General features: G+C 70.5%; 26 protein-coding genes. 19 read left to right on the forward strand and 7 right to left on the reverse strand.

The window, feature by feature from the left end:
* The first annotated feature begins 2 nt into the window (after positions 1 to 2).
* Positions 3 to 893, forward strand: coding sequence for an alpha/beta fold hydrolase (locus M3U25_RS12605; RefSeq protein WP_355502985.1), 891 nt, complete (start codon positions 3 to 5; stop codon positions 891 to 893).
* A 188-nt stretch (positions 894 to 1,081) separates the two neighbouring features.
* On the opposite strand, the gene M3U25_RS12610 is transcribed toward M3U25_RS12605, so the two are convergent.
* Positions 1,082 to 1,399 (reverse strand): hypothetical protein, encoded by a 318-nt coding sequence (locus M3U25_RS12610; protein ID WP_160946834.1) that lies wholly within the window; start codon positions 1,397 to 1,399, stop codon positions 1,082 to 1,084.
* Between the two features lie 310 nt (positions 1,400 to 1,709).
* Between M3U25_RS12610 and M3U25_RS12615 the strand changes: the two genes are divergently transcribed.
* From M3U25_RS12615 to M3U25_RS12650, 8 genes are all read left to right on the forward strand, one after another.
* A complete protein-coding gene (locus M3U25_RS12615) occupies positions 1,710 to 2,540 on the forward strand; it encodes a p-hydroxycinnamoyl CoA hydratase/lyase (protein ID WP_010343733.1) in 831 nt (276 codons plus the stop codon).
* 81 nt (positions 2,541 to 2,621) lie between these two features.
* Positions 2,622 to 4,487, forward strand: a complete 1,866-nt coding sequence (locus M3U25_RS12620; RefSeq protein ID WP_355502982.1) for a feruloyl-CoA synthase — start codon at positions 2,622 to 2,624, stop codon at positions 4,485 to 4,487.
* A gap of 79 nt (positions 4,488 to 4,566) precedes the next feature.
* Positions 4,567 to 5,973, forward strand: coding sequence for an alginate export family protein (locus M3U25_RS12625; RefSeq protein WP_355502980.1), 1,407 nt, complete (start codon positions 4,567 to 4,569; stop codon positions 5,971 to 5,973).
* Between the two features lie 14 nt (positions 5,974 to 5,987).
* Entirely contained in the window at positions 5,988 to 7,310 is a 1,323-nt protein-coding gene (locus M3U25_RS12630) for an MFS transporter (protein WP_242081493.1), read from the forward strand.
* Positions 7,311 to 7,448: 138 nt separating this feature from the next.
* Positions 7,449 to 7,934, forward strand: coding sequence for a MarR family transcriptional regulator (locus tag M3U25_RS12635; protein ID WP_242081627.1), 486 nt, complete (start codon positions 7,449 to 7,451; stop codon positions 7,932 to 7,934).
* Between the two features lie 235 nt (positions 7,935 to 8,169).
* Positions 8,170 to 9,132: a transporter gene (locus M3U25_RS12640; protein ID WP_160946831.1), complete on the forward strand. Its 963-nt coding sequence runs from the start codon at positions 8,170 to 8,172 to the stop codon at positions 9,130 to 9,132.
* A gap of 30 nt (positions 9,133 to 9,162) precedes the next feature.
* Complete coding sequence (locus tag M3U25_RS12645) at positions 9,163 to 9,930, forward strand: coniferyl-alcohol dehydrogenase (RefSeq protein WP_355502977.1); 768 nt, start codon at positions 9,163 to 9,165, stop codon at positions 9,928 to 9,930.
* 37 nt (positions 9,931 to 9,967) lie between these two features.
* Positions 9,968 to 11,437 carry a benzaldehyde dehydrogenase gene (locus M3U25_RS12650; RefSeq protein WP_355502976.1) on the forward strand — a complete coding sequence of 490 codons (1,470 nt, stop codon included), beginning with the start codon at positions 9,968 to 9,970 and terminating at the stop codon, positions 11,435 to 11,437.
* 281 nt (positions 11,438 to 11,718) lie between these two features.
* Here the strand turns inward: M3U25_RS12650 and M3U25_RS12655 are convergent, their stop codons facing one another.
* Entirely contained in the window at positions 11,719 to 12,618 is a 900-nt protein-coding gene (locus M3U25_RS12655) for a helix-turn-helix domain-containing protein (protein WP_355502974.1), read from the reverse strand.
* A 93-nt stretch (positions 12,619 to 12,711) separates the two neighbouring features.
* Here M3U25_RS12655 and pobA point away from each other — a divergent pair, with 93 nt between their 5' ends.
* Positions 12,712 to 13,890, forward strand: coding sequence for a 4-hydroxybenzoate 3-monooxygenase (gene pobA, locus M3U25_RS12660; protein ID WP_263392093.1), 1,179 nt, complete (start codon positions 12,712 to 12,714; stop codon positions 13,888 to 13,890).
* A gap of 226 nt (positions 13,891 to 14,116) precedes the next feature.
* Here the strand turns inward: pobA and M3U25_RS12665 are convergent, their stop codons facing one another.
* The gene (locus M3U25_RS12665) at positions 14,117 to 14,308 is read right to left on the reverse strand and encodes a hypothetical protein (RefSeq protein ID WP_355502971.1); all 192 of its coding nucleotides are present in this window, start codon (positions 14,306 to 14,308) and stop codon (positions 14,117 to 14,119) included.
* 29 nt (positions 14,309 to 14,337) lie between these two features.
* Between M3U25_RS12665 and M3U25_RS12670 the strand changes: the two genes are divergently transcribed.
* The gene (locus M3U25_RS12670; RefSeq protein WP_160946826.1) at positions 14,338 to 14,826 is read left to right on the forward strand and encodes a nuclear transport factor 2 family protein; all 489 of its coding nucleotides are present in this window, start codon (positions 14,338 to 14,340) and stop codon (positions 14,824 to 14,826) included.
* Between the two features lie 90 nt (positions 14,827 to 14,916).
* On the opposite strand, the gene M3U25_RS12675 is transcribed toward M3U25_RS12670, so the two are convergent.
* From M3U25_RS12675 to M3U25_RS12685, 3 genes are read right to left on the reverse strand one after another with little or no spacing between them, the layout of a single operon-like run.
* Complete coding sequence (locus M3U25_RS12675) at positions 14,917 to 15,900, reverse strand: PDR/VanB family oxidoreductase (protein WP_355502969.1); 984 nt, start codon at positions 15,898 to 15,900, stop codon at positions 14,917 to 14,919.
* 50 nt (positions 15,901 to 15,950) lie between these two features.
* Entirely contained in the window at positions 15,951 to 16,700 is a 750-nt protein-coding gene (locus M3U25_RS12680) for a GntR family transcriptional regulator (protein ID WP_355502967.1), read from the reverse strand.
* A 32-nt stretch (positions 16,701 to 16,732) separates the two neighbouring features.
* Positions 16,733 to 17,809, reverse strand: a complete 1,077-nt coding sequence (locus M3U25_RS12685) for an aromatic ring-hydroxylating dioxygenase subunit alpha (RefSeq protein ID WP_242081485.1) — start codon at positions 17,807 to 17,809, stop codon at positions 16,733 to 16,735.
* 329 nt (positions 17,810 to 18,138) lie between these two features.
* Here M3U25_RS12685 and M3U25_RS12690 point away from each other — a divergent pair, with 329 nt between their 5' ends.
* The 8 genes from M3U25_RS12690 to pcaC all read left to right on the forward strand — a co-directional run bounded on the left by M3U25_RS12690 (position 18,139) and on the right by pcaC (position 24,798).
* Positions 18,139 to 18,828 (forward strand): 3-oxoacid CoA-transferase subunit A, encoded by a 690-nt coding sequence (locus tag M3U25_RS12690; protein WP_242081484.1) that lies wholly within the window; start codon positions 18,139 to 18,141, stop codon positions 18,826 to 18,828.
* Complete coding sequence (locus M3U25_RS12695; protein ID WP_184502834.1) at positions 18,816 to 19,487, forward strand: 3-oxoacid CoA-transferase subunit B; 672 nt, start codon at positions 18,816 to 18,818, stop codon at positions 19,485 to 19,487. The genes M3U25_RS12690 and M3U25_RS12695 overlap by 13 nt, the downstream gene beginning before the upstream one ends.
* The gene (pcaF, locus tag M3U25_RS12700; protein ID WP_355502964.1) at positions 19,484 to 20,692 is read left to right on the forward strand and encodes a 3-oxoadipyl-CoA thiolase; all 1,209 of its coding nucleotides are present in this window, start codon (positions 19,484 to 19,486) and stop codon (positions 20,690 to 20,692) included. The genes M3U25_RS12695 and pcaF overlap by 4 nt, the downstream gene beginning before the upstream one ends.
* 84 nt (positions 20,693 to 20,776) lie before the next feature.
* Positions 20,777 to 21,496 carry a protocatechuate 3,4-dioxygenase subunit beta gene (gene pcaH, locus M3U25_RS12705; RefSeq protein WP_355502962.1) on the forward strand — a complete coding sequence of 240 codons (720 nt, stop codon included), beginning with the start codon at positions 20,777 to 20,779 and terminating at the stop codon, positions 21,494 to 21,496.
* A gap of 4 nt (positions 21,497 to 21,500) precedes the next feature.
* A complete protein-coding gene (pcaG, locus tag M3U25_RS12710) occupies positions 21,501 to 22,058 on the forward strand; it encodes a protocatechuate 3,4-dioxygenase subunit alpha (RefSeq protein ID WP_355502960.1) in 558 nt (185 codons plus the stop codon).
* A gap of 66 nt (positions 22,059 to 22,124) precedes the next feature.
* Positions 22,125 to 23,477 carry a 3-carboxy-cis,cis-muconate cycloisomerase gene (locus M3U25_RS12715; protein ID WP_355502958.1) on the forward strand — a complete coding sequence of 451 codons (1,353 nt, stop codon included), beginning with the start codon at positions 22,125 to 22,127 and terminating at the stop codon, positions 23,475 to 23,477.
* Positions 23,478 to 23,585: 108 nt separating this feature from the next.
* A complete protein-coding gene (pcaD, locus tag M3U25_RS12720) occupies positions 23,586 to 24,365 on the forward strand; it encodes a 3-oxoadipate enol-lactonase (RefSeq protein WP_355502956.1) in 780 nt (259 codons plus the stop codon).
* A 40-nt stretch (positions 24,366 to 24,405) separates the two neighbouring features.
* Complete coding sequence (pcaC, locus tag M3U25_RS12725; protein WP_355502954.1) at positions 24,406 to 24,798, forward strand: 4-carboxymuconolactone decarboxylase; 393 nt, start codon at positions 24,406 to 24,408, stop codon at positions 24,796 to 24,798.
* A gap of 17 nt (positions 24,799 to 24,815) precedes the next feature.
* On the opposite strand, the gene M3U25_RS12730 is transcribed toward pcaC, so the two are convergent.
* On the reverse strand, positions 24,816 to 25,262 hold the full coding sequence (locus M3U25_RS12730) for a helix-turn-helix domain-containing protein (RefSeq protein ID WP_242159165.1): 447 nt from the start codon (positions 25,260 to 25,262) through the stop codon (positions 24,816 to 24,818).
* Between the last annotated feature and the right edge of the window lie 21 nt (positions 25,263 to 25,283).

Below are 25,283 nucleotides of genomic sequence, written 5' to 3' on the forward strand. Positions count from 1 at the left end.
CCATGGAAGCGGAACTGTCCAGCATCGACATCGCGGTCGACGGCGCGGCGCTCAGCGGCACCTTGCTGACGCCGACCAGCCGGCTGCCCGGCGTGCTGTTCGTGCACGGTTGGGGCGGCAACCAGCACCACAACCTGGTGCGCGCGCGCGAGGCGGCGGGCCTGGGCTGCGTGTGTCTGACCTTCGACCTGCGCGGGCACGAAGGCCTGGCCTCGATGCGCGAGACGGTCACGCGCGCGCAGAACCTGGACGACATCAAGGCCGCCTACGATCGCCTGGCGGCGTCGCCGCAGGTGGATCCGGAGGCGATCGCGGTGGTGGGGCTGAGCTACGGCGGCTACCTGGCCGCGTTGCTGACCCTGGAGCGGCCGGTGGAATGGCTGGCGCTGCGCTCGCCGGCACTGTACAAGGACGCGCACTGGGACGGGCCGAAGGTCGCGCTGAACCGCGATCCGGACCTGATGCCCTATCGCAACCGCGTGGTGGCGCCGGCGGACAACTGCGCCCTGGCGGCCTGCCAGCGTTACCGTGGCGACGTGCTGCTGGTGGAGGCCGAACGCGACGTGATCGTGCCACGGCAGGTGTTGCGCAACTATGCGGCCGCCTTCTCCAACGCGCGCTCGCTGACCACGCGCACGATTGCCGGTGCCGATCATGCGCTGACCGAAAAGGCGCACCAGGCCGCGTACACGCGCTACCTGATCGACTGGCTGACCGACATGGTGATCGGGCGTCGCGTGGCCCTGGCCAGCAGCGTGGTCGAACAGCGCAAGCAGCGGCTCAAGCACAGCGAGGGCGAGGCGGCGACGGCACCGGGCAAGGGCTCGAACGCGTTCCACGGGCGCCTGGAGGCGAAGGAGCGCAGCACATCGCCGCCCACGTCGTCGCGTTGAGCCGCATGCAGCGTGGGGAGCGCGCGACAGCAAACCCGCGGCGCAGCCGCGGTGTGCCATGCACACGATGGGGTGCTGTCCTGTTGTCGCCGCGACGCCGGCATGCGGGCCTTGTGGGCGCCTTCAGTAACGACTGAAGCCGCTCCTGCGCGGGCAACGACGAGATGCCCCGCTGCGCAAGGTGCTCCTCAGTGACAACGCGCCGAATGCGCCAGGTGCTGCCACGCATGCCGCACCAGCCAGCGCGCCTCGTCCCATGGCACCGACAGCATCGGCGCGCACTGGTGATAGGCGTCCTGCAGGACCCGGTAGAGTTGCGCCTCGCTGGCGCGTGGGTAGGCCAGGTACACGTCGTAGCCGATCTTCAGCAACTGCGCGTAGTCGGCGAAGCCTTGGTGACCGAGGCGGCCCTCGGCATGGGCCTGACGCCAATACGCCATCTCGGCGTCCAGATCGACAGTGCGGTGCGGCTGGACAGGCTGGGCAAGTGCGGAGGCGGTGTGCATGGACATCACTCCGGTGGTGGCGATCCCCTGTGCCGCCGATCCTAGCCGATGAACCAGGGCTGACCGTGAGGGCTCCGTTTGCCGGGCGTGAAGCGCGGCCACGTTGGCCTGCCGCGTGCAGCATATTGGAATCGCCCACACGCCAGATCGCAGAATCGCGTGATTGCAGACGCGGCCCGCGGTGGCCGACGCAGACCTGTCACGGCGCCCGAGCATGCTGCAGTGCAGCTTGCGCCGAAATAATGATGATCTATAACTATTATCAGTACTAAGTGATCCGCTCCTCCCCCCTCCCCATGCAGGCCTATCCATGAGCAGCTACCAAGACCGCTGGCAGACCGTCCAGGTCGAGATCGACGCAGGCATCGCCTGGGTCACCCTGAATCGTCCGGACAAGCGCAACGCGATGAGCCCCACGCTCAACCGCGAGATGATCGACGTGCTGGAAACGCTGGAACTGGACAGCGACGCCGAGGTGCTGGTGCTGACCGGCGCCGGTGAGTCCTGGTCGGCCGGCATGGACCTGAAGGAATACTTCCGCGAGACCGACGGCAAGGAAGAGATCGTGCAGGAGCGCATGCGCCGCGACTGCTCGCAGTGGCAGTGGCGCCTGCTGCGCTTCTACAGCAAGCCGACCATCGCCGCGGTCAATGGCTGGTGCTTCGGCGGCGCATTCTCGCCGCTGGTGGCCTGCGACCTGGCCATCGCCGCCGACGAGGCGGTATTCGGGCTGTCGGAGATCAACTGGGGCATCCCGCCGGGCAACCTGGTCAGCAAGGCGGTCGCCGACACCATGGGCCACCGCAACGCCATGCTGTACATCATGACCGGGCGTACCTTCACCGGCACCGAGGCGGCGCAGATGGGCCTGGTCAACGCCAGCGTGCCGCGCGCGCAACTGCGCGCCGAAGTGACCAAGCTGGCGCAGGAACTGCAGCAGAAGAACCCGGTGGTGCTGCGCTTCGCCAAGCACGGCTTCAAGCGCTGCCGCGAACTGACTTGGGAGCAGAACGAGGACTACCTGTACGCCAAGGTCGACCAGTCCAATCACCGCGATCCCGAGAAGGGCCGGCAACAAGGCCTGAAGCAATTCCTGGACGACAAAACCATCAAGCCCGGTCTGCAGACCTACAAGCGCTGACCCGTCGCGTCGCCTGCGGCCCGCGGGGGCCGCGGCGGCGCTGCCGCACGCCGTGCCGTCTCTCTCCTCCGGATGGTTCCGATGAATGCCGCTGAGTCCGTTGCCACCGCCGTGCGCTACCGTCCTGTCGGACTGAGCCACGCCGATACCGAGGTCCACCGCGATGCCGACGGCGTGCTGCGCCTGCGCGCACGCGAACCGCTGGCGCCGCTGCCACGGCACCTGCTGCAGCGCCTGCAGCACTGGGCGCTGCATACCCCCGATGCGACCTTCGTGGCGCAGCGCGACGAAGAGGGGCAGTGGCGGCGCCTGAGCTACGCGCAGATGCTCGAGCGCACCCGCCGCATCGCCGCGCACCTGCTGGACATGGGCCTGTCGGCGCAACGGCCGCTGGCGATCCTGTCCGGCAACGATCTGGAACACCTGCAGCTCGCGTTCGCAGCGATGTACGCCGGCATCCCGTACTGCCCGGTGTCGCCGGGCTATGCCCTGCTGTCGCGCGATTACGCCAAGCTGCGGCATGTGGCCGAGGTGCTGCGCCCGGGCCTGTTGTTCGCCAGCGACGGCGACGCGTTCGCCCCGGCGATCGCTGCCGTGTTCCCCACCGATGTGCCGGCAGTGTGCGTGCGCGGCACCCTGCGCGATCGCGCCTGCCTGCGCTTCGAGGAGTTGCTGGCGCCGCGCGCGCTGGACGCCGCCGATGCCGCCTTCGCCGCCTGCGGCCCGGACAGCATCGCCAAGTTCCTGTTCACCTCCGGCTCCACCCTGCTGCCCAAGGCGGTGATCACCACCCAGCGCATGCTGTGCGCGAACCAGCAGATGCTGCTGCAGACCTTCCCGGTGCTTGGGCAGACGCCGGTGCTGGTCGACTGGCTGCCGTGGAACCACACCTTCGGCGGCAGCCACAACATCGGCATCGCCCTGTACAACGGCGGCAGCTTCTATCTGGACGACGGCAAGCCGACCCCGGCGCTGTTCCAGCAGACGCTGCGCAACCTGCGCGAGATCGCGCCCACCGTGTACCTGAGCGTGCCGCGCGGCTGGGAGCAGCTGGCGCAGGCGCTGGAACAGGATGCGGCGCTGCGCGAGACCTTCCTGTCGCGCATGCGCATGTTCTTCTTCGCCGCCGCGGCATTGTCGCAGGAGGTCTGGGACCGCCTGGAGCGCATCGCCGAGGCGCATTGCGGCGAGCGCATCCGCATGCTCGCCGGCCTGGGCATGACCGAGTGCGCGCCCTCGTGCACCTTCACCCACGGTACCAGCAACACGCCTGGCGACGTCGGCGTGCCGGCGCCGGGCTGCGAGGTCAAGCTGGTGCCGGTCGGCGACAAGCTGGAGGCGCGCTTCCGCGGGCCGCACGTGATGCCGGGCTACTGGAACGCGCCGCAGCAGACCGCCGAGGCCTTCGACGAGGAGGGCTTCTACCGCTCCGGCGATGCGCTCAAGCCGATCGATCCGCAGCACCCCGAGCGCGGGCTGTTGTTCGACGGGCGCCTGGCCGAGGATTTCAAGCTGTCCTCCGGCGTGTTCGTCAGCGTCGGCCCGCTGCGCACGCGCGTGCTGATGGAAGGCGCCGCCTACGTGCAGGACGTGGTGGTGACCGGCGCCGACCGCGACGCCATCGGCCTGCTGCTGTTCCCGCGGCTGGACGCGTTGCAGGCGTTGTCGGGGCTGCCGGCGCAAGCCGAGGCGGCGCAGGTGCTGCAGGCGCCGCCGGTGCGCGCCTGGCTGCAGCGCCTGCTCGATACGCTCAACCGCAGCGCCACCGGCAGCGCCAGCCATGTCGCATGCGCGGCCTGGCTGGAACAGCCGCCGAGCCTGGAGACCGGCGAGATCACCGACAAGGGCTCGATCAACCAGCGCAACGTGCTGCGTGCGCGTGCGGCGCTGGTCGAACAGCTCTACGCCGGGACCGCGCCGGGCGCGGTGGCGGCGCCGCCGTCATGACCGGGCCATCCGACCGCGCCACCGGCTAGCCGGATCGCGCTTCTTCGCACCACTGGCTTCGAGACTTGGGAGGGAATCGATGACTGTGCCTCTTGCGCGCGCGCGGCGTGCGCCCCGTGCCGTGTGCCTGGCAATGTTGTGCAGCGTCGGCTGCGGCCAGGCCGATGCAGAAAACAACGGCCCGCAGGGCAAGTTGCTGGCCGATCAGGAAGACTATTCGGCGTTGGCCGCGCAGCCGCGCCAGGGCTGGGAGAAGTGGAAGTACATCCCGCTCGGCGATGGCTGGCTCAGCCTCGGCGGCGAGAGCCGCACGCTGTACGACTATCGCGAGCATGCCGGCTTCGGCCGCTTCGCCACCGATCCGCACGGCTACGCGCAGCAGCGCCTGCGGCTGTGGGCCGACTACCGGCCCTCGGCGTATGTGCGCCTGTTCGGCGAACTGGCCGACAGCCGCGTGGCCGGCCTGCAGACGCGGCCGGCGCAGGCCACCGACCGCAACCCGCTGGACCTGGCGCAGGGTTTCGTCGAACTGTCCGACGGGCAGAAGGAACCCGCCTGGCGCCTGCGCGCCGGCCGCCAGCAGATCGCCTACGGCTGGCAGCGCCTGCTCGATCCGCGCGATCCGGCCAATTCGCGCATGCCGTTCGATGCGGTGCGCCTGTTGACCCGGCAGCCGCGCTGGAGCGGCGGCCTGCTGTGGGGGCGCCCGGTGCTGACCCGTACCGGCAGTTTCGACGACCGCACCAACCGTGACCAGCGCCTGTGGGGCGCACATGCCGAAGTGCCGCTGTCGCCCAGCCAGCCGAAGGCGGCGCTGCTGGAGACGCTGTACCTGGACACCGTGCAGGACGGGCGCCGCTATGGCGGCGTGGTCGGCGAAGAGCATCGGCACACCCTGTCCACGCGCCTGAGCGGCGCGGTGCAGGGCTGGGACTACGACCTGGAACTGATCGGCCAGCGCGGTCATTTCGCCGGCCAGCGCGTGCGCGCCTGGCAGGGCACGCTGTTCGGCGGCTACACCTTCGCCAAGACCGCGTGGACGCCGCGCCTGGGCTGGCGCATGGAGGCGTCCTCCGGCGACCGCGATCCGCGCGATGGCGAACTGAACACCTTCAATGGCCTGTACGCGCGCGCGTCGGTGTTCGACGGCAGCATGATCAGCAGCAACGTGCGCGCCATCGGCCCGGAGCTGGTGCTGCGTCCCAGCGAACGGCTGTGGATCGACATGTACGTGCTCAAGCTGCAACGGCAGAGCCTGCACGACGGCGTGTACGCCGCCGGCTGGCGGGTGCTGCAGCCGGGCGATGCCAACGATGCGCGCGACATCGGCACGCGCTCGGTGCTGTGGGTGAAGTACCGCTTCAACGCCTTCGCCAGCCTGGACGTGTACGCCCACTACACCCAGGCCGGGCCGTTCCTGCGCGAGGGACCGGTCCGCGGCCGCGACTACTTCTACATCGCCCCCTTCCTGACCCTGCGCTTCTGAGCCGGAGCCTTCCCATGCGCGATCCGCTGCCATCGTCTGCGCCGTACCGCCCGCTGTATGCGTGGTACGTCACCATCGTGCTGTTGCTGGCCTACACGCTGTCCTTCGTCGACCGGCAGATCCTGGGACTGCTGGTGCAGCCGATCAAACGCGACCTGCAGTTGTCCGACTCGGCCTTCAGCCTGGTCCACGGTTTCGCCTTCGCGGTGTTCTACACGCTGATCGGGGTGATGCTGGGCCGCGTCGCCGACCGCCGCAACCGCCGCAACCTGATCGTGCTGGGCGTGGTGGTGTGGATCGCGGCGACCGCGGCCGGCGCCTACGTCACCAGCTTCTTCACCCTGTTCCTGGCGCGGGTGTTCGTCGGCGTCGGCGAGGCCTCGCTGTCGCCGGCGGCGTACTCGATGCTGGCCGACTACTTCCCGCCGGAAAAGCGCGCGCGGGCGATGAGCGTGTACACCTCCGGCGTCTACATCGGCTCGGCGGCGGCGTTCATCGTCGGCGGCCTGGTGATCGCGGCCACCAGCAAGGAGAGCACGGTGGTGTTGCCGCTGCTGGGCAGCTTCCGGCCCTGGCAGGCGGCCTTCATCCTGGTCGCGCTGCCCGGCCTGGCGGTGATCGCGCTGATGGCCACGGTGCGCGAACCGGCGCGGCGCGAGCAGGCCGCGGCGGTGCCGAGCGTGCGCCCGGACCTGCGCCACCTGCGCGACAACGCGCGGGTGTACGTGGCGCTGTTCCTGGCCAATGGGGTGATCGCGATGATCACCTTCGGCATCACCGCGTGGCTGCCGGCCACCTTCATCCGCCGCTGGCAATGGACGCCGGGCGAGATCGGCCCGGCCTACGGCATCATCATCCTCACCTTCGGCATCGCCGGCATGCTGTTCAGCGGCTTCCTCGCCGACCGCCTGGCGGCGCGCGGCAGCCGCGACGCGGCGCTGAAGATCTCGCTGGTCGGGGCGGTGCTGCTGGTGGTCAGCAGTGCGCTGTTCGCGGTGGCACCGGGGCCGTGGCTGGCGCTGGCGGCGATCGCGCTGACCACGTTCGTGCTGGGCATGCCGGTGGCGCTGGCGCCGGCGATCCTGCAGGCGGTCACCCCCAATCGCCTGCGCGGCCAGGTCACCTCGATCTACCTGCTGCTGGTCAACCTGATCGGGCTGGGCCTGGGGCCGTACCTGGTGGCGCTGGGCACCGACCACGTGCTCGCCGACGAGCGCCAGGTCGGCCTGTCGCTGGGCGTGGTGTGCATGGGCGCGGCGCTGCTCGGCGCGCTGTGCCTGTGGACTGCGGCCGCGCCGTACCGCGCGCTGCTGCGGCGCGTGGACGCGGCGTTGTGACCATGCGCGGCCATGCCCCTACAATGCAACGGCGACGGTGTTGCCGGCCGGCGCCGATGGATGCGTGCGCATCCGCCGTGACCTGGTCGCAGGATGCCCCATGCAGGAAGCGCCGTGAGTTCGAAACCCAGTCCCGAGATGTCCAGCAGCGCGTTGCCCGCCGATCCGCACACGGCGGACAGCGTGGACCAGCGGCGCCTGACCAGCCTGATCGGCTATCGCATCACCCGCACCGAACTGCAGGTGCGGCGCCTGTTCCAGGAGTGCGTGCGCGCCTTCGAGCTGAAGCCGGTGGAGTATTCGCTGCTGGTGCTGGTGGACGCCAACCCGGGCATCAACCAGCGTCAGTTGGGCGAGGTGCTCAGCGTGTCGCCGCCGAACCTGGCGATCGTGGTCGCGCGCCTGGTCAAGCGCAAACTGCTGCGCCAGGTGCGCGGACGCCAGGATCGGCGCATGCAGCACCTGCATCTGACGGCGCCCGGCACGGCGCTGCTGGCGCAGGCCGAAGCCGAAGTGGTGCGCATGGAGCAGCAGCTCAGCACCGCCCTCGGCGCGACCTCGGCACGCGCGCTGCTGCAGGCGTTGGACCGGCTGGACCGGGTGGACGCGCTCGAGCGTCTGTAGCGGTCCTTGTTGCCGCGGCCGGCCAGCGCCGCCCGCCCGTCTTCCTTGTTGATTCCCGACCCGCCGCCAGCGTCCCGCTGACGGCGCGCGTCGCCGCGTGGCCGTGCCCTGTGCGCGGCGGCGCATGTCCGCGTTCCTTTCCCCCCGCACCCCGTCGTTCTCCTTTCGCTTGGAGTGCTTGCCTGTGACCCGTGTCTGCCACCGTGCTCCCTCGCCGCCGCGTGCCCACGCGCGCGTGTCCCTGCTTGCCTTGCTGACCATCGCCTGCGTCGCCCCGGCGGCCGCGCAATCGGTACCGCAGAGCGCCACCCTGCCGACCGGCATCAACACCGGCGGTACCAGTTTCTTCGACGGTTTCAGCAAACCCGATCCGGGCTGGACGGCGATCCAGTATCTGCGCCGCTACGACTTCGACGCGATCAAGGACGCGCACGGCGACGACGTGCCGGTGTTCCGGGATCCGCACATCGGCTCCTCGGTGTGGGTCACCCAGGTCGCCTACCTCAGCGACTACAAGCTGTTCGGCGGCTCGCTCGGCATCACCGCGCTGGCCGCGCTGGTCGATCTGGACACCTCGTTCGCGTACGACAGCCCGGTGGCGCTGCGCGACAACGGCCTCGGCCTGGGCGACCTGACCATCGGCCCGTACCTGCAGATGGCGCCGGTGATCCGCGACGGCCGCCCGGTGTTCTCGCAGCGCTTCGAACTGGACGTGCTGGCGCCGATCGGCAAGTTCGACCGCAATCGCGACGTCAACCAGGGCTCGGGTTACTGGTCGGTGCTGCCGAACTGGGCCTTCAGCATCCTGCCCACGCCGCGCTGGGAGATCAGCGGGCGCCTGAACTACCTCTACAACTTCCGCGCCGACAAGGCCTCCAACGTGCCGCAGGGCGATGGCTTCGTGTTCCGCAACGGCCAGGCCGGCGACGCCGCCTGGCTCAACTTCGCCAGCTCGCTGGAAGTGGTGAAGGATCTGCACGTGGGCATCAACGGCTACTACCTCAAGCAGTTGCGCGACAACCGCACCAATGGCGAACGCGTCGCCGACAGCAAGCAGACCCAGTTCTATCTCGGCCCCGGCCTGTCGTGGCGGATCGATCGGAAGAACATCTTCAACGCCAATTTCTACATGCCGGTGGAGGTCAAGAACGCGCCTTCCGGCCACAACGTCAACGTCCAGTACGTCCACGTCTTCTGACGCCCAACTCCGCAACGGACACGCGCTGCCATGAACCTGCACAACAAGACCCTCCTCGTCACCGGCGTGGCCTCCGGCATCGGCGCCGAGGTCGCGCGCCTGGCGCGCTTCCACGGCGCCACGGTGATCGGCATCGACCGCCAGCCGGTCAACATGACCCTGCACGGCTTCCACCAGGCCGACCTCGGCAACCCGGCCTCGATCGATGCGCTGGTGGCGCAGTTGCCCGAGCGCATCGACGCGCTGGCCAACATCGCCGGCGTGCCCGGCACCGCGCCGGTGGACGTGGTGGCGAAGGTCAACTACCTGGGCCTGCGCCACCTCAGCCAGGCGCTGCTGCCGCGCATCGTGCCCGGCGGCAGCATCATCAACATCGCCTCCATCCTCGGCGCGGAGTGGCCGCAGCGGCTGGACCTGCACAAGCAACTGGCCGCCGCCGACAGCTACGCTGCCGGCCACGACTGGCTGGCGGCGCATCCGGTGCCGCAGGACACCTGCTACCAGTACTTCAAGGAAGCGCTGATCGTGTGGACGCTGCTGCGCTCGCGCGACTGGTTCGCCACGCATTCGGTGCGCGTCAACAGCGTCGCGCCGGGCCCGGTGTTCACGCCGATCCTGGGCGATTTCGTCACCATGCTCGGGCCCGAGCGGGTCCAGGCCGACGCCGGCAAGATGAAGCGCCCGGCCTATGCCGACGAAGTCGCCGAGGCGGTGGTGTTCCTGGCCTCCGATGCGGCGCGCTGGATCAACGGCGTCAACCTGCCGGTGGACGGCGGCCTGGCGGCCACCGCCCTCTGAACGACTTCTTCTTCCTCTTTCCACGAGAGCACACAGCATGCACAGCACCGAACCCCTGGCCGCCGCGTCCACCTGGAGCGAGCGCATTTTCAATGGCGAGTGGATCGCCGCCCAGGGCGGCGTCCTCGAGGTGATCGAACCGGGCAGCGGCACGCCGCTGCATCGCGTCGGCCAGGCCAACGCCGCCGACGTGACCGCGGCGGTGGTGCAGGCGCGCGCCGCGCAACGCGCCTGGGCCGCCACGCCGCCGCGTGAGCGTGCGGCCGTGTTCCATCGTGCCGCGCAGGTGCTGCAGCAGCATGCGGCGGCGGCCGCGGCGCTGATCGCGCGCGAGACCGGCGGCATCCTGCCCAAGGGCGAGCACGAGGTGCGCGAGGCGATCGTGCTGCTGCAGCAGGCCGCGGCGATGCCGCTGCAGGCGCAGGGCCAGGTGCTGCCGACCGCGCCGGGCCGGCTGAGCCTGGCACGGCGCCTGCCGCTGGGCGTGGTCGGGGTGATCTCGCCGTTCAACTTCCCGCTGGTGTTGTCGCTGCGCTCGGTGGCGCCGGCGCTGGCGGTCGGCAATGCGGTGGTGCTCAAGCCCGATCCGCGCACGCCGTACGCCGGCGGCTTCGTCATCGCCGAGGTGCTGCAGCAGGCCGGCCTGCCGAAGGGCCTGCTGCACGTGCTGCCGGGCGGCGCGGACGCCGGCCAGGCGCTGGTCGAGGCGCCGGGCGTGCCGATGATCGCGTTCACCGGGTCCACCGCGGCCGGTCGCCGCATCGGCGAGCTGGCCGGCAAGCACCTGAAGAAGACCGCGCTGGAACTGGGCGGCAAGAATTCGCTGATCGTGCTCGACGATGCCGACCTGGACAAGGCGGTGTCGGCGATCGCCTTCGGCGCCTACTTCCACCAGGGCCAGATCTGCATGGCCACCGGCCGCGTGCTGGTCCAGCGCCGCATCGCCGCCGAACTGACCCGGCGCCTGGCCGAGAAAGCGCGACACCTTCCGGTCGGCGACCCGGCCACCGCACACGTGGCGCTCGGCCCGATCATCGACCAGCGCCAGCTGCAGCACGTCAAGGAGGTGGTCGATGCCTCGGTGGCGGCGGGTGCCGTGATCGAGGCCGGCGGCACCCACGGTGGCCTGTTCTACGCGGCCACGGTGCTGTCGAACGTGCAGCCGGGCATGCCGGCGTTCGAGGAAGAAGTATTCGGCCCGGTCGCCAACGTGATCGCCTTCGACAGCGACGACGACGCGGTGGCGCTGGCCAACCAGACCGAATACGGCCTGTCGGCCGGCATCCTCTCGGCCTCGGTCGGCCGCGCGATGGCGTTGGGCGAACGCCTCCACACCGGCCTGCTGCACATCAACGACCAGACCGTGGCCGACGAAGTCACCAACCCGTTCGGCGGCACCGGCGCCTCCGGCAACGGCACCAGCATGGGCGGCCCGGCCGACTGGGGCCAGTACACGCACTGGCAGTGGGTGACGATCCAGGACAGCGCGCCGCAGTATCCGTTCTGAGTGTGGTTCGCCGGGCGTCGGTGTGGCGCCCGGCGATGCGTCTTGCCGACCAGCACAGGACTCGCGTGCGGGAGTCGTGCTTGATCCGTTAGCGTGGGGGGTTGGAACATCTTGTCGCGGCTGAAGCCGCTCCTACGACGGACGCGCAGCCCAGTCGTAGGAGCGGCTTCAGCCGCGACGAACGAAGCGGGACTGGTCGATCATCGATCACGCGTCGGGACTGAAGTCCCTCCCACAGGAGAGCGATCGCACCGCGATCGTCGTGCTGGCCGCGGATCCTGTCACTCCTGCGCCCGCTGCCGGAACTGGATCGGCGAACACCCGGCATGCCGGCGGAAGCAGCGGCTGAAGTACGCCGCATCCGCATAGCCCAGCACCGTGGCGAGCTGCTGCACGGTCAACGTGGTGTAGACCAGGCTGCGCCGCGCCTCGAGCATGATCCGGCGCTGTAGCAGTTCCAGCGCCGAGGCACCGGCCAGGCGCCGGCACAGCGTGTTGAGATGGCTGCGGCTCAGCCCGAGCCGGTCGGCATAACGCGCCAGCGGCCAGTGCTCGCGGTAGTGCGCGTCGATCAGCGCGGTGTAGGCGCGCACGTGGCGCGCGCCGCGGTCGGCATCGTGCGGATCGGCATGCGTCTGCGCCAGCGCGCCGCGCGCGGCCCACAGCAAGGCCTGCGTCGCCAGCGCCTGCAGCATCGGTTCGCGGCCGGGGCGGCGCTGCGCGTGTTCGGCGGCGATGGCGGCGAAGCAGGCGTCCAGCATCGGGTGCTGGTCGCCCGCCGGCAGGCAGACCGGCCGCGTCAGCGCCTCCTCCAGGCTCGGCCACTGCGCCACCAGGCGCTGCCGCAGCGGCGCCGACACCGTCACGATGTGGCCACGCACGTTGCGCTGGAAGCGGAAGCCGTGCACGCACAGCGGCGGCAACAGCAGCAGGCACGGCCCGCGCAGGCGCTGCTGCGTTCCGTCCAAGTGCAGGCCGGCGCTGCCGCGCTGCAGATACAGCAATTGCAGCAGGTCGTCGTGGCGGTGCGGGCGGATGTGCCAGTCGTGCAGGCGGCTGCGCGCGGCGATGGATTCCCAGTGCAACAGGTCCGGTGTCTCGCGGTCGCCGGTCTCGCCGTACAGGCGGAAGGCCGGGACCGTGACGGGCGACGTGGCGGCAGCTGAAGCGGTGCGGGGCATCGGCGAAAAGTACCGGAATCGATCGCAATGATCCATGTCCTCGGCACGCCGCAGCCGGAACACTGTGCGTCGGTCCCATCCTTCGGAGGACGCATGCGTACCCAGGTCGCCATCGTCGGCGCCGGCCCGGCCGGGCTGCTGCTCGGACAGTTGCTGCACGGCCACGGCATCGACACCGTCATCGTCGAGCGGCAGACGCCCGAGCACGTGCTGTCGCGGATCCGCGCCGGCGTGCTGGAACAGGGCACCGCCGACCTGCTGTGCGCCGCCGGTGCCGGCGCGCGCATGCAGCGCGAAGGCATCGTCCACCATGGCTTCGAGCTGGCGCTGGAGCAGCGCCGCGAACGCATCGAACTGAGCGCGGCGACCGGCGGCCGTGCGGTCACCGTCTACGGCCAGACCGAAGTGACCCGCGACCTGATGGACGCGCGCCGCGCCGCCGGCGCCACCACCCTCTATTCCGTCGAGGATGTGCAGCTGCACGACATCGACGGGCGGCAGCCCTGGCTGCGCTTCGTGCACGACGGCGCCGCGCAGCGCCTGGACTGCGACTACGTGGTCGGCTGCGACGGCTTCCACGGGGTCAGCCGCCGCGCCATCCCAGCCGAGGTGCTGCGCGTGTACGAGCGGGTCTATCCGTTCGGCTGGCTGGGCGTGCTGGCGGACACCCCGCCGGTGGCCGACGAACTGATCTACGCGCGCAACGCGCGCGGCTTTGCCCTGTGCAGCATGCGCTCGCCCACCCGCACCCGCTACTACGTGCAGGTGCCGGCGGACGAGCGGGTCGAGGACTGGTCGGACGAGCGTTTCTGGGACGAATTGCGCCGCCGCCTGCCCGACGACGTGGCGCAGGCGCTGGTCACCGGCCCCTCGCTGGAGAAGAGCATCGCGCCGCTGCGCAGCTACGTCGCCGAGCCGATGCAGTACGGCCGCCTGTTCCTGGCCGGCGATGCCGCGCACATCGTGCCGCCGACCGGCGCCAAGGGCCTGAACTTGGCCGCCGGCGACGTCGGTCTGCTCGCGCAGCTGTTCGCGCAAGCGCAGCAAGAGCACAGCGACGCGCCGCTGCAGCGCTATTCGGAACTGGCCTTGCAACGCGTGTGGAAGGCCGAGCGCTTCTCCTGGTGGATGACCACGATGCTGCATCGCTTCCCGGACGAGGATGCGTTCAGCCGCCGCCTGCACGATGCGGAACTGGACTACCTGCTCGGCAGCGCGGCCGGCCGCGCGACCATCGCCGAGAACTACGCGGGACTGCCGTTGGCGGTTTAGAGCGGGGATTGGGGAGTCGGGATCGGGGATTTGCCACGCGGCGTCCCAGTCCCTCTTCGCATGTTGATCGCGCCCGTCTCCGCCTTCTTCCAATCCCCAATCCCGAATCCCCGCTCTCGACAGAAGAGTCGTCGAGCATCGCAATCGATGATGGCGATCAAACGAGCCGGTGGATGATGGTGCGGACCGCCAACGCGTCGCTGCGCCATGCGCTGCATACGCACATTTAGGTGCGTGTTACTTCGCCATTTCTGAGGTCGAGGTAATTGTGGCGATTCTCCCAGACCAGTAAAAAAGCCGGTAAATCCGCGTGTTTTTCGCGGTTTCCTGCGTTGCGCAGGCCGTGCGCGTTGCTACGCTGCAGCCGCGCCGGTGCCATCGCTGCCGCGCATCGCGGCAGCGCGTCGTCATCGCGCATCCCCCTGTTCCCCCATCGGAGAGTCTTCCATGAAGATCCGTTTTCAGGCCTGCCTGCTGGCGCTGCTGCTTGCGCTCCCCGCCGCGTCCGCGTTCGCGCAGACCGCGGTCACCGCCAATCCCAACCACGCGCAGCTGCTGCACGGCGAGGACTGGCGCACCACCGCCAACAAGCGCCTGGTCTACGATTTCTGGCGCATCGTGTTCGAAGCGGGGCACACCGAATATGCGCCGCTGTACATGGCCAAGGACTACATCCAACACAACCCCAACGTGGCCAACGGCCGCGATGCGTTCCTGGCGTTCCTGACCTCCTTCGTCAAGCCGACGCCGATCCAGCCGCGCGTGCAGTTGCCGCTGGTGGCGATCCTGGCCGAGGGCGACTACGTGACCCTGGTGTCGGTGCGCACGCTGCCCGATCCCAAGGACGCCAGCAAGACCTACACCACCACCTGGTTCGACATGTTCCGCATCCAGAACGGCAAGATCCAGGAGCATTGGGACGCGGCGACCAAGTGATCCCCCACGGATGATGTTGAAAACCCGCAGGCGCCACCCGCTGCGGCGGACGGCGCCTGCGGTGTGTGGGGGTGGCGCCGCGCCTGCGCGTCAGAACGCGTCGGCGCGGTAGCCGGTGTCGATGCTGAGGCTGCCGCCGAGCGCGCGCGAGACGCAGGCGCACAGCTTGCGGTTGCTGTGGCGCTGCTCGTCGCTGAGGAACACGTCGCGATGGTCCAGCGGCGCGGCGGCTTCCAGCACCTCGACCACGCACAGGCCGCATTCGCCGCGGCGGCAGTCGGCCATGACTTCCACGCCGGCCGCGCTCAGCGCATCCAGCAGCGACTCGTTCTCGGCGACCTGCACGGTCTTGCCCAGCGCCGGCACCTGCACCACGAACGGCTGCGCCGGTGCGTTGCCGCTGTTGCCGAAGGTCTCGAAATGCAGGCGCGCGCGGGCGCGCCCGTCGTCGCGCCAGCGTTGCCGCAGTTCGTCCAGCAACGGCAGCGGGCCGCAGGCGTAGACGTCGGCGTTGCGCGGCCATTGCGCGATCTGCGCGGCCAGCTCGAGTTGGCCCAGATGCTCCGGGCAGAACAGCTGCAGGCGCTCGCCAAGCAGCTCCTGCAGATGCTCCAGGTAGGCCATGCTGGCGCGGCTGCGGCCGGCGTAGAGCAGTTGGAACGGGATGCGCCCGCGCGCCAGCCGTTGCGCCATGCCCAGGATCGGGGTGATGCCGATGCCGCCGGCGACCAGCACGAGGTGCTCGGCGGTCTCGTCCAGGGCGAAATGGTTGTTGGGCGAGGAGATCTCCAATTGCGCACCCGGCGCCAGCGCCCACATCGCGCGCGAACCGCCGCGGCTGTCGGGAACCGCGCGCACGGCGATGCGGTAGTGGCCATCGGCGGCAGGCTCGCCGACCAGCGAATAGGAGCGCTCGTGCCAGGCGTCACCGATGCGCACGCGCACGTCGAGATGGCTGCCCACGGTGAAGGGGCGGCTGGCGCGGCCCGGATCGAGCACGATCTCGCGCACGTCCTGGCACGGCGTGGCAACGGCGACGACGCGGGCGGTGGTCCACTGGGTGTCTTTGCGCATGGCGGGGTCCGGCAGGCGGGAAGGGGAGGCGGGTACGACGTGCGCCGCGATCAGGCGGGTGGGCGGCGCCGCAGCAGGCGGCTGCCGGGGATCTGGCCCAGCGCGTTCTGGTCGTGCAGCGCGTGGTGGGCGTTGCGCTGCGCCAGCCGCGCGTGTTCGCGCATCAGCGCTTCGGCGCGCGCGCCTTCGCGGCGCACGATCGCGTCCAGCACCTGGCGATGCTGGTCCTGCGCGATCGACAGCACGGTGGCGGCCTGGCCGCGCTCGAGCACGAAACTGCTCGGCGAGGCGAACGGCAACTGCGTCACCCGCGCGAACTCGCGCGACAACAGCGCGCTGCCGGCCATCTCGAACAGCAGTGCGTGCAGCTGCGCGTTGCAGTCAACATAGTGGGCGAAGGCCTGCTCGCTCAGCGGACGCGCCGCCAGCACGGTGTCGATCTGCGCCAGCAGCGCCTGTGCCCGTGCCAGCAGTGCCGGGTCGGCACCGCGCTCGGCGGCGCGCCGCGCCGCCAGGCCTTCCAGGGTGCCGCGCAGTTCGATGGCATCGTCCACGTCGGCTTCGTCGAATGCCTGCACCGCGTAGCCGCCGCCACGCAGCGGCTGCACCAGCCCCTCTTCGGCCAGCCGCTGCAGCGCGGCGCGCACCGGTGTGCGCGAGGCACCCAGGCGTTCCACCAGGGCGACCTCGGACAGGCGCTCGCCGGCGGCCAGGGCGCCGGCCAGGATCAACTCGCGCAATTCGAGCAGCGCGCGGGTGGTCTGTGCGGCGCTGGAGCGGAACGGATGCGCGGCGGACATGGCGGGTTCCTGTGCGACAGGGCGGGGCGGGCTCAGCCGACCATGCGCAGCTGCAGGTCCTGGTTGCGCTGCTCGGCGGCGACCATGCGCTCGATCAGGCGCCGCGCCCACATGCCGCCGGCATCGACGTTGAGGTTGTAGAACACGTGGTCCGGATGCGCGTCGATGGCACGCTGCTGCGCTTCCAGCACCAGTTCGTCCTCGCCGAACACGCCGCTGACGCCGTCGCGCAAACGGGTGGTGATCGACTGCTCGTGCAGCGAATGGTTGCGCGCGAATGCCCAGAAGTAGTGGCAGGTGCGGTCGGTTTCCGGGGTGATGGTGTTGAGCACGTAGCCGTTGACGCCGCGCGAGCGGTCGCCCTGTGGCGCGCCGCTGCCGGCCACCGCCACGCCGACATCGATGGCGATGGTGCACGGCGCCTCGAAACGGATGATCTGCCAGCGGTCGACCTTGCCGCGGTAGCCGTGCGCGTGTTCGATCTGCCAGGCCCAGAACGGCGGCGGGTCGATGTCGAGCATCCAGCGCGAGACCACCGTGCTGCGTTCGCCGTGGACCACGTCGAACGGCGCCTCGGCGACCTCGTCCTGGCCGATGCTGGAGCCGTGCACGAAGGTCTCGTGGGTCAGGTCCATCAGGTTGTCCAGCACCAGCCGGTAGTCGCATTTGACGTGGATGGTGCGGCCGTCGCCGGCCCAGGCCGGGTCGTCGTTCCAGTGCAGGTCCGGTACCAGCGCCGGATCGGCCAGCGCCGCATCGCCCGGCCACACCCAGACGTAGCGGTGCCGTTCCACGGTGGGGAAGCGGCGCACGCAGGCGGATGGGTTGATGGTGTCCTGCGAGGGCATGTGCACGCAGCGCCCGTTCGCGTCGTAGACCAGGCCGTGGTAGCCGCAGACCACGTCGTCGCCGCGCAGCCGGCCCATCGACAACGGCACCAGGCGATGCCAGCAGGCGTCCTCGAGCGCGGCGACGCGGCCGCTGCTGGTGCGGTACAGCACGATGTCCAGATTGCACACCTTGCGCGGCAGCAGCGCGTGCTTGACCTCGTGATCCCAGGCGATGGCGTACCAGGCATTGAGCGGAAATGCCGGAGCGGACGACTGCATGGCGGCGACCTCGATTGTGTATACAACAGGCTGGGGAAAGATCCTTGCGTGTTGCGGGCGAATGGCGGGCTTGCGGTGCCATCGCGCCGTCGCCCGATGCGGGGGCGACGGTCGAATGTATACAACAGGGGCAAGAGGGCGCGCCGTTGTCGTCGCGTTAAATTGTTCGTTTATCGAACTATGCATCCGATAATCGGATTGACCGCCCGCCGGAGCGGGCCTAACGTGGCCTCCCGAAGCGACCTGGAGGAGGATGTCGTGGCACACCCCGTAATGCGCCTGCGCCCCTGTGCGCTGCGCCCCCGGCCGGCGACGGCGGAGCGGCGCCGATGATCGACAAGACCATGGCCTCGTGCGCCGCCGCGGTGGCCGACATCCACGATGGCGCCACGGTGATGATCGGCGGCTTCGGCACCGCGGGCATGCCCGATGCGCTGATCGACGCGCTGATCGCGCAGGGCGCGCGCGAACTCACCATCGTCAACAACAATGCCGGCAACGGCGAGACCGGGCTGGCCGCGCTGATCAAGCACAAGCGTGTGCGCAAGATCGTGTGCTCGTTCCCGCGGCAGAGCGATTCGCAGCACTTCGACGCGGCCTACCGCGCCGGCGAGCTGGAGCTGGAACTGGTGCCGCAGGGCAATCTGGCCGCGCGCATCCACGCCGCCGGCAACGGCCTGGGCGCGATCTTCACCCCCACCGGCTACGGTACCGAACTGGCCGCCGGCAAGGAGACCCGCGAGATCGACGGCCGCCACTACGTGCTGGAGTATCCGATCCGCGCCGATTTCGCGCTGATCAAGGCCTACCGCGGTGATCGCTGGGGCAACCTGGTGTACCGCAAGACCGCGCGCAACTTCGGCCCGCTGATGGCGATGGCCGCGACCTGCGCGATCGTGCAGGTGGACACGGTGGTGGAGCTGGGCGCGCTGGATCCGGAAGCGGTGGTGACCCCGGGCATCTTCGTGCAACGGCTGGTGGCGGTGAGCGCCACGCAGGAGGACGCATGCACGCATTGAGCAGCCGCGGCATCGACCGCAATGCACTGGCCGCGCGGGTGGCGCGCGACATCCCCGAGGGCGCCTACGTCAACCTGGGCATCGGCCTGCCGACCGCGGTGGCCAACTTCCTGCCGGCGGACAAGGAAATCTTCCTGCACAGCGAGAACGGCCTGCTCGGCATGGGGCCGGCGCCGCCGCCGGGGCAGGAGGATCTGGACCTGATCAACGCCGGCAAGCAACCGGTGACGCTGCTGACCGGCGGCTGTTATTTCCACCACGCCGACTCGTTCGCGATGATGCGCAGCGGCCGCCTGGACGTGTGCGTGCTCGGCGCGTTCCAGGTGTCGGTGCACGGCGACCTGGCCAACTGGAGCACCGGCGCGGCCGATGCGATCCCCGCGGTCGGCGGCGCGATGGACCTGGCGATCGGCGCCAAGCAGGTCTACGTGATGATGGAACTGCTGACCAAGCGCGGCGAACCGAAGCTGGTGAACGCCTGCAGTTATCCGTTGACCGGGCTGCGCTGCGTGTCACGGGTGTATACCGACCTGGGCGTGTTCGCGCTGGGCCCGGACGGCGCGCGCGTGCTCGAACTGGTCGCCGGCGTGAGCCTGGACGACCTGCGCCAGGCCACCGGGCTGGCGCTGACCCTGGCCGATTCCACGGAGGCGGCATGAACGAGGCCTACATCATCGACGGCGTCCGCACGCCGATCGGCCGCTACGGCGGCGCCCTGGCCGGGGTGCGTGCGGACGATCTCGGCGCGGTGCCGCTGCAGGCGCTGCTGGCGCGGCATCCGCAGTTGGATCCGGCGCGCATCGACGACGTCTACCTGGGCTGCGCCAACCAGGCCGGCGAGGACAACCGCAACGTGGCACGCATGAGCCTGCTGCTGGCGGGCCTGCCGTTCAGCGTGCCGGGCAGCACGGTCAACCGCCTGTGCGGCTCGGGCCTGGATGCCATCGGCACCGTCGCGCGCGGCCTTCGCGCCGGCGAGCTGGGCCTGGCCATCGCCGGCGGCGTGGAGTCGATGTCGCGCGCGCCGTGGGTGATGGGCAAGGCGGAGAGCGCCTTCGCCCGCAACCAGCAGCTCGAGGACACCACCATGGGCTGGCGCTTCGTCAATCCGAAGATGCAGCAGCGCTATGGTGTGGAGCTGATGGGCGAGACCGCCGAGAACGTGGCCGCGCGGCACGGCATCTCGCGCGAGGACCAGGACGCGTTCGCGCTGCGCAGCCAACAGCGCACCGCCGCCGCGCAGGCCGCCGGTTTCTTCGACGGCGAGATCGTGCCGGTGACCGCCCCGGGCAGGAAGCGCGGCGAGACCGTCGAGGTCGGTGTCGACGAGCATCCGCGTGCCGACACCACGCTCGAGGCCCTGGCCAAGCTCAAGCCGATCTTCCGCCAGCCCGGCACGGTCACCGCCGGCAATGCCTCGGGCATCAACGACGGCGCCGCCGCGCTGCTGCTGGCCAGCGCCGCGCAGGTGCAGGCGCTGGGCCTGACCCCGCGCGCGCGCGTGCTGGGCTTCGCCAGCGCCGGCGTGGAGCCGGCCTACATGGGCATCGGCCCGGTGCCGGCCACGCGCAAGCTGCTGGCGCGCCTGGGGCTGTCCATCGGCGACTTCGATGCGATCGAACTCAACGAAGCCTTCGCCGCCCAGGGCCTGGCCTGCCTGCGCGAACTCGGCGTCGCCGACGATGCCGCGCACGTCAACGCCAACGGTGGCGCGATCGCGCTCGGCCACCCGCTCGGCATGAGTGGCGCGCGCCTCGCCCTGACCCTGTTGCGCCAGCTCGAGGCCACGGGTGGCCGCCGCGGGCTAGCGACCATGTGCATCGGCGTCGGCCAGGGCGTGGCGCTGGCGATCGAGCGGCTGTAGCCGCTCGCCATCGACGCTGCGCCCCGCACGCCTGCATCATCCTTCCAGCCAACCGGCTCCGCGCGGAGCCAGCGAGACCGCACGATGCGCGACGACACCCCCATCGATCCCCTGCTCGGCTATCGCCGCCCGTACCCCGGGACGCAGCCGGCCTATCTGCATCCGCCCTACGCCTCCACCGGCGCGCGCGGCCCGACCCGCGATCCGATCGCGATCCCGCTGACTCTGTCCGAGGCCACCGGCCCGACCCTGGACCGCACCACCCTGGGCGCGCATGCCGCCGATCTCACCGCCGGCTTCCCCGGCGCGCCGCTGGGCGAGCGCATCATCGTCAGCGGCCGCCTGCTCGACGAGAACGGCAAGCCGGTGCGCCACAGCGTGGTCGAGGTCTGGCAGTGCAACGCCGCCGGCCGCTACCTGCACGCCGGCGACCAGCACGATGCGCCGCTGGATCCCAACTTCACCGGCACCGGCCAGGTGCTGACCGACGACCACGGCCGCTACCGCTTCACCACCATCAAGCCGGGCGCGTATCCGTGGCGCAACCACTACAACGCCTGGCGCCCGGCGCACATCCATTTCTCGCTGCACGGCGACGGCATGGGCCAGCGCCTGGTCACGCAGATGTACTTCCCCGGCGATCCGCTGCTGGCGTTCGACCCGATCTTCAACTGCGTGGAGGATCCCAAGGCGCGCGAGCGCATGGTCTCCACGTTCGACTGGGAGAACACCGCCAACGAATTCGCGCTGGGCTACCGTTTCGACATCGTCCTGCGCGGACGCAAGCAGACCCCTTGGGAGTGAGGCGATGAGTTTCCAGGCAACCCCTTCGCAGACGGTCGGCCCCTACTACCGGATCGGGCTGGAGCCGCTGTACCGCACCGAGATCGCGCCGGCGCAGGCGCAGGGCACGCATGTGGAGATCGCCGGCAGCGTGTTCGACGGCCATGGCGTGCCGGTCGGCGATGCGCTGCTGGAGATCTGGCAGGCCGATGCCGCCGGCATCTACGACCATGCCGCCGATCCGCGCCGCGGCGACCACGATCCCGCCTTCCACGGCTGGGGCCGGGTGCCGACCGACGCGCAGGGCCGCTTCGCCTTCCGCACGGTCAAGCCCGGGCGCGTCGCTGGGCCCAAGGGCCTGCAGGCGCCGCACCTGGTGGTGCTGGTGTTCATGCGCGGCTTGCTGCGCGCCGCGCCGACGCGGCTGTACTTCGGCGACGACGACCTGGACGGCGATGCGATCCTGGCGCAGGTGCCGGCCGAGCGCCGCGCCACCCTGATCGCGCAACCGCTGGCGGCGCACCGCTACCAGTGGGACGTGCGCATGCAGGGCGAGCACGAGACCGTGTTCTTCCGCTACTGAGCGCGGCGACATCCCGCACAGGCCGCAGCGGTTACGCTGCATGATCTCTCCACCGCATACGAACCGATGAGCGTGTCCGACTCCCTGTTGCGTCCATTGTTCGGCGATCCGGCCGTCGATGCGCTGTTCGACGACCGCGCGCGTCTGCAGGCCATGCTCGACGTGGAAGCGGCGCTGGCGCGCGCGCAGGCGCGTTGCGGGGTGATCCCGGCCAGTGCGGCGGCGCCGATCGCCGCGGCCTGCGATGCCGCGCGCTACGACGTGCCCGCGCTCGCCGCCGCCACCGCGCTGGCCGGCAATCCGGCGATCCCGCTGGTCAAGGCGCTCACCGCGCAGGTCGCCGCCGCCGATGAAAACGCCGCGCGCTGGGTGCACTGGGGCGCGACCAGCCAGGACATCATCGACAGCGGTGCGGTGCTGCAACTGCGTGCCGCGCTCGACCATGTGGAGGTGCAACTGGACGCGCTGTGCGCGGCGCTGGCGGCACTGGCGCAGCGCGAGCGCGACACCGGCCTGCCCGGACGCACCCTGCTGCAGCAGGCGGTGCCGGTGACCTTCGGGCTGAAGGCCGCCGGCTGGCTGGACGCATTGCAGCGCAGTCGTCGGCGCCTGCAGGCGCTGCGCGAGGATGCGCTGGTGCTGCAGTTCGGCGGCGCCGCCGGCACCCTGGCCGCGTTGCAGTCGCAGGGCCTGGCCGTGGCCGAGGTGCTGGCGGCGGAACTGCGCCTGCCGCTGCCGGCGCTGCCCTGGCATGCGGCGCGCGACCGCATCGGCGAGATCGGCGCAGCGTTCGCGCTGCTGGCCGGCAGCCTCGGCAAGATCGGCCGCGACGTCGCCCTGCTGATGCAGTCGGAAGTGGCCGAGGCCTTCGAACCTGCCGCGGCGGGCAAGGGTGGTTCCTCGGCGATGCCGCACAAGCGCAATCCGGTGGGCTGCGTGGTCGCGATCGCCGCGGCCACGCGCGCGCCGGGCCTGCTCGCGACCCTGTGCGCGGCGCTGCCGCAGGAACACGAGCGCGCGGTCGGTGGTTGGCATGCCGAATGGGAGACCCTGCCGGAACTGGTGCGCCTGAGCGCCGGCAGCCTGGCCCAGGTGCGGGTGCTGGCCGAGGGCCTGGAACTGGACCGCGCGCGCATGGCCGCGCATCTGGACAGCCACGGCGGCCTGCTCTACGCCGAGGCGGTGGCGGTGACTCTCGCCGCCCATCTGGGCAAGGCTGCCGCGCACGCGCTGGTGGAAACGGCGGTGCGTCGTGCGCTGGCCACGCAGCAGCACCTGCGCGCGGTGCTGGCCGAGGAGCCGCAGGTGACCGCGGTGCTGGCGCCGGCGGATCTGGATGCGCTGTTCGCCAGCGACAGCTGGCGCGGCATGGCCGCGGTGTGGATCGCGCGCGTGCTCGCTGCGCAGGCGCGCGGGTGAGCGGCGCCGTGCCTGTCTGCCGCAGCGCCGGCGCCACGTTCTAGACTTGCCGGTGCCGCGCGGTTTGCTGCGCGACGGCCCATTCCCCTCTCCAAGCGAGCGCCGACCATGCCGATCCTCGACCTGCCCACGCATCGTCTGCATTACCGCATCGACGGCAGCGAAGGCCGTCCGTGGCTGACCCTGTGCAATTCGCTCGGCACCGACCTGCACATGTGGGATGCGCAGATCGCGGCGCTGGCGCCGCATTTCCGCGTGCTGCGCTACGACCGTCGCGGCCACGGCGCCTCCACCGCCGCGCCCGCGCCGTACGCCATGGCCGATCTCGGCGGCGACGTGCTGGCGCTCTGGGATGCGCTGTCGATCGAACGCAGCCACTTCTGCGGCCTGTCGATCGGCGGGCTGACCGGGCAGTGGCTGGGGCTGCACGCCGGCGAGCGCCTGCTCAGCCTCACCCTGTGCGCCACCGCGGCCAGGATCGGCAGCGCCGAAAGCTGGCAGGCGCGCATTGATCAGGTCCGCGCCGAGGGCCTGGCGCCGCTGTGCGAAGGCACCCGCACGCGCTGGTTCACCCCGGCCTTCGCCGAGGCGCAGCCGGGTACCGTCGAGGCGATCCTGGAGAGTTTCCGCGCCACCGACGCGCAGGCCTACATCGGCTGCTGCCAGGCGCTGGCCGAGGCCGACTTCCGCGCGCGCCTGGGTGAGATCCGCGTGCCGGTGCTGGCCGTGGCCGGCCATGACGACCCGGTATGCCCGCCGGCCGATCTGCAGGCCATCGCCGCGCAGGTGGCACAGGGCGACGACGCCGAGGTGCACGGCCGCCACCTGTGCAACGTGGAGTCGCCGCACGCCTTCAACGATGCGCTGCTGCGCTTCCTGCTGCAGTAGATCGCGCCCGCCTTTTCCCCACGTTGCAGGAGTTGCCCCGATGCACGAGAACGAACGCTATGCCGCCGGCCTGCAGGTGCGCCGTGCGGTGCTCGGCGATGCCCACGTCGACCGCTCGCTGGCCGCACGCACGCCGTTCACCGAGGAATTCCAGGAGTTCATCACCCGCACCGCCTGGGGCACAGTGTGGACCCGCGAGGGCCTGCCGCGGCACACGCGCTCGCTGCTGACCCTGGCGATGATGGTGGCGCGCGGCCACGACGAAGAGTTCAAGCTGCACGTGCGCGCCGCGCGCAACAACGGCGTCAGCGCCGACGAGATCAAGGAAGTGCTGCTGCAGGCCGCGATCTATTGCGGCGTGCCCGCGGCCAACCACGCCTTCGCCCTGGCCGCACCGATCCTGGCCGAGCAGGCCGCCGAGGGCGACGCCTAGCGCGTGCAGCGCTCCGCTCAGCGCACCTTCCGCACGACGGTGACCGCCGGGCTCAGCCGCGTGCCGTCGGCGGCGCGCGGCAGCATGCGCGCGACCGGCTTGCCGGTGCGCGTGTCGATCAGCACCGAGTGGCGCTCGCCGTGGTCGAACAGATGCCGTTCGCCCCATTGCCGCAGCGCCAGCACCACCGCGAACAGGTCCTCGCCCTTGGCGCTCAGCGCGTACTCGCGGTAGGCGCTGCCGTCGGAGGCCTCGCGCGTCTCCAGGATGCCGGCCTCGACCAGCTTGCGCAGCCGGTCGGCCAGGATGTTGCGGGCCATGCCCAGGCTGCGCTGGAAGTCGCCGAAGCGGCGTATGCCATCGAAGGCATCGCGCACGATCAGCAGTGACCAGCGGTCGCCGATCAGGTCGGCGCTGCGCGCCACCGGGCAGGGCGACGCGGGTAGGGCAGGGCGGGACGGCATCGGCGTTCCTGGTCGGCGCTC

It is taken from the genome of Xanthomonas sp. PPL134, from assembly GCF_040595915.1.
GTDB lineage: Bacteria > Pseudomonadota > Gammaproteobacteria > Xanthomonadales > Xanthomonadaceae > Xanthomonas_A > Xanthomonas_A indica.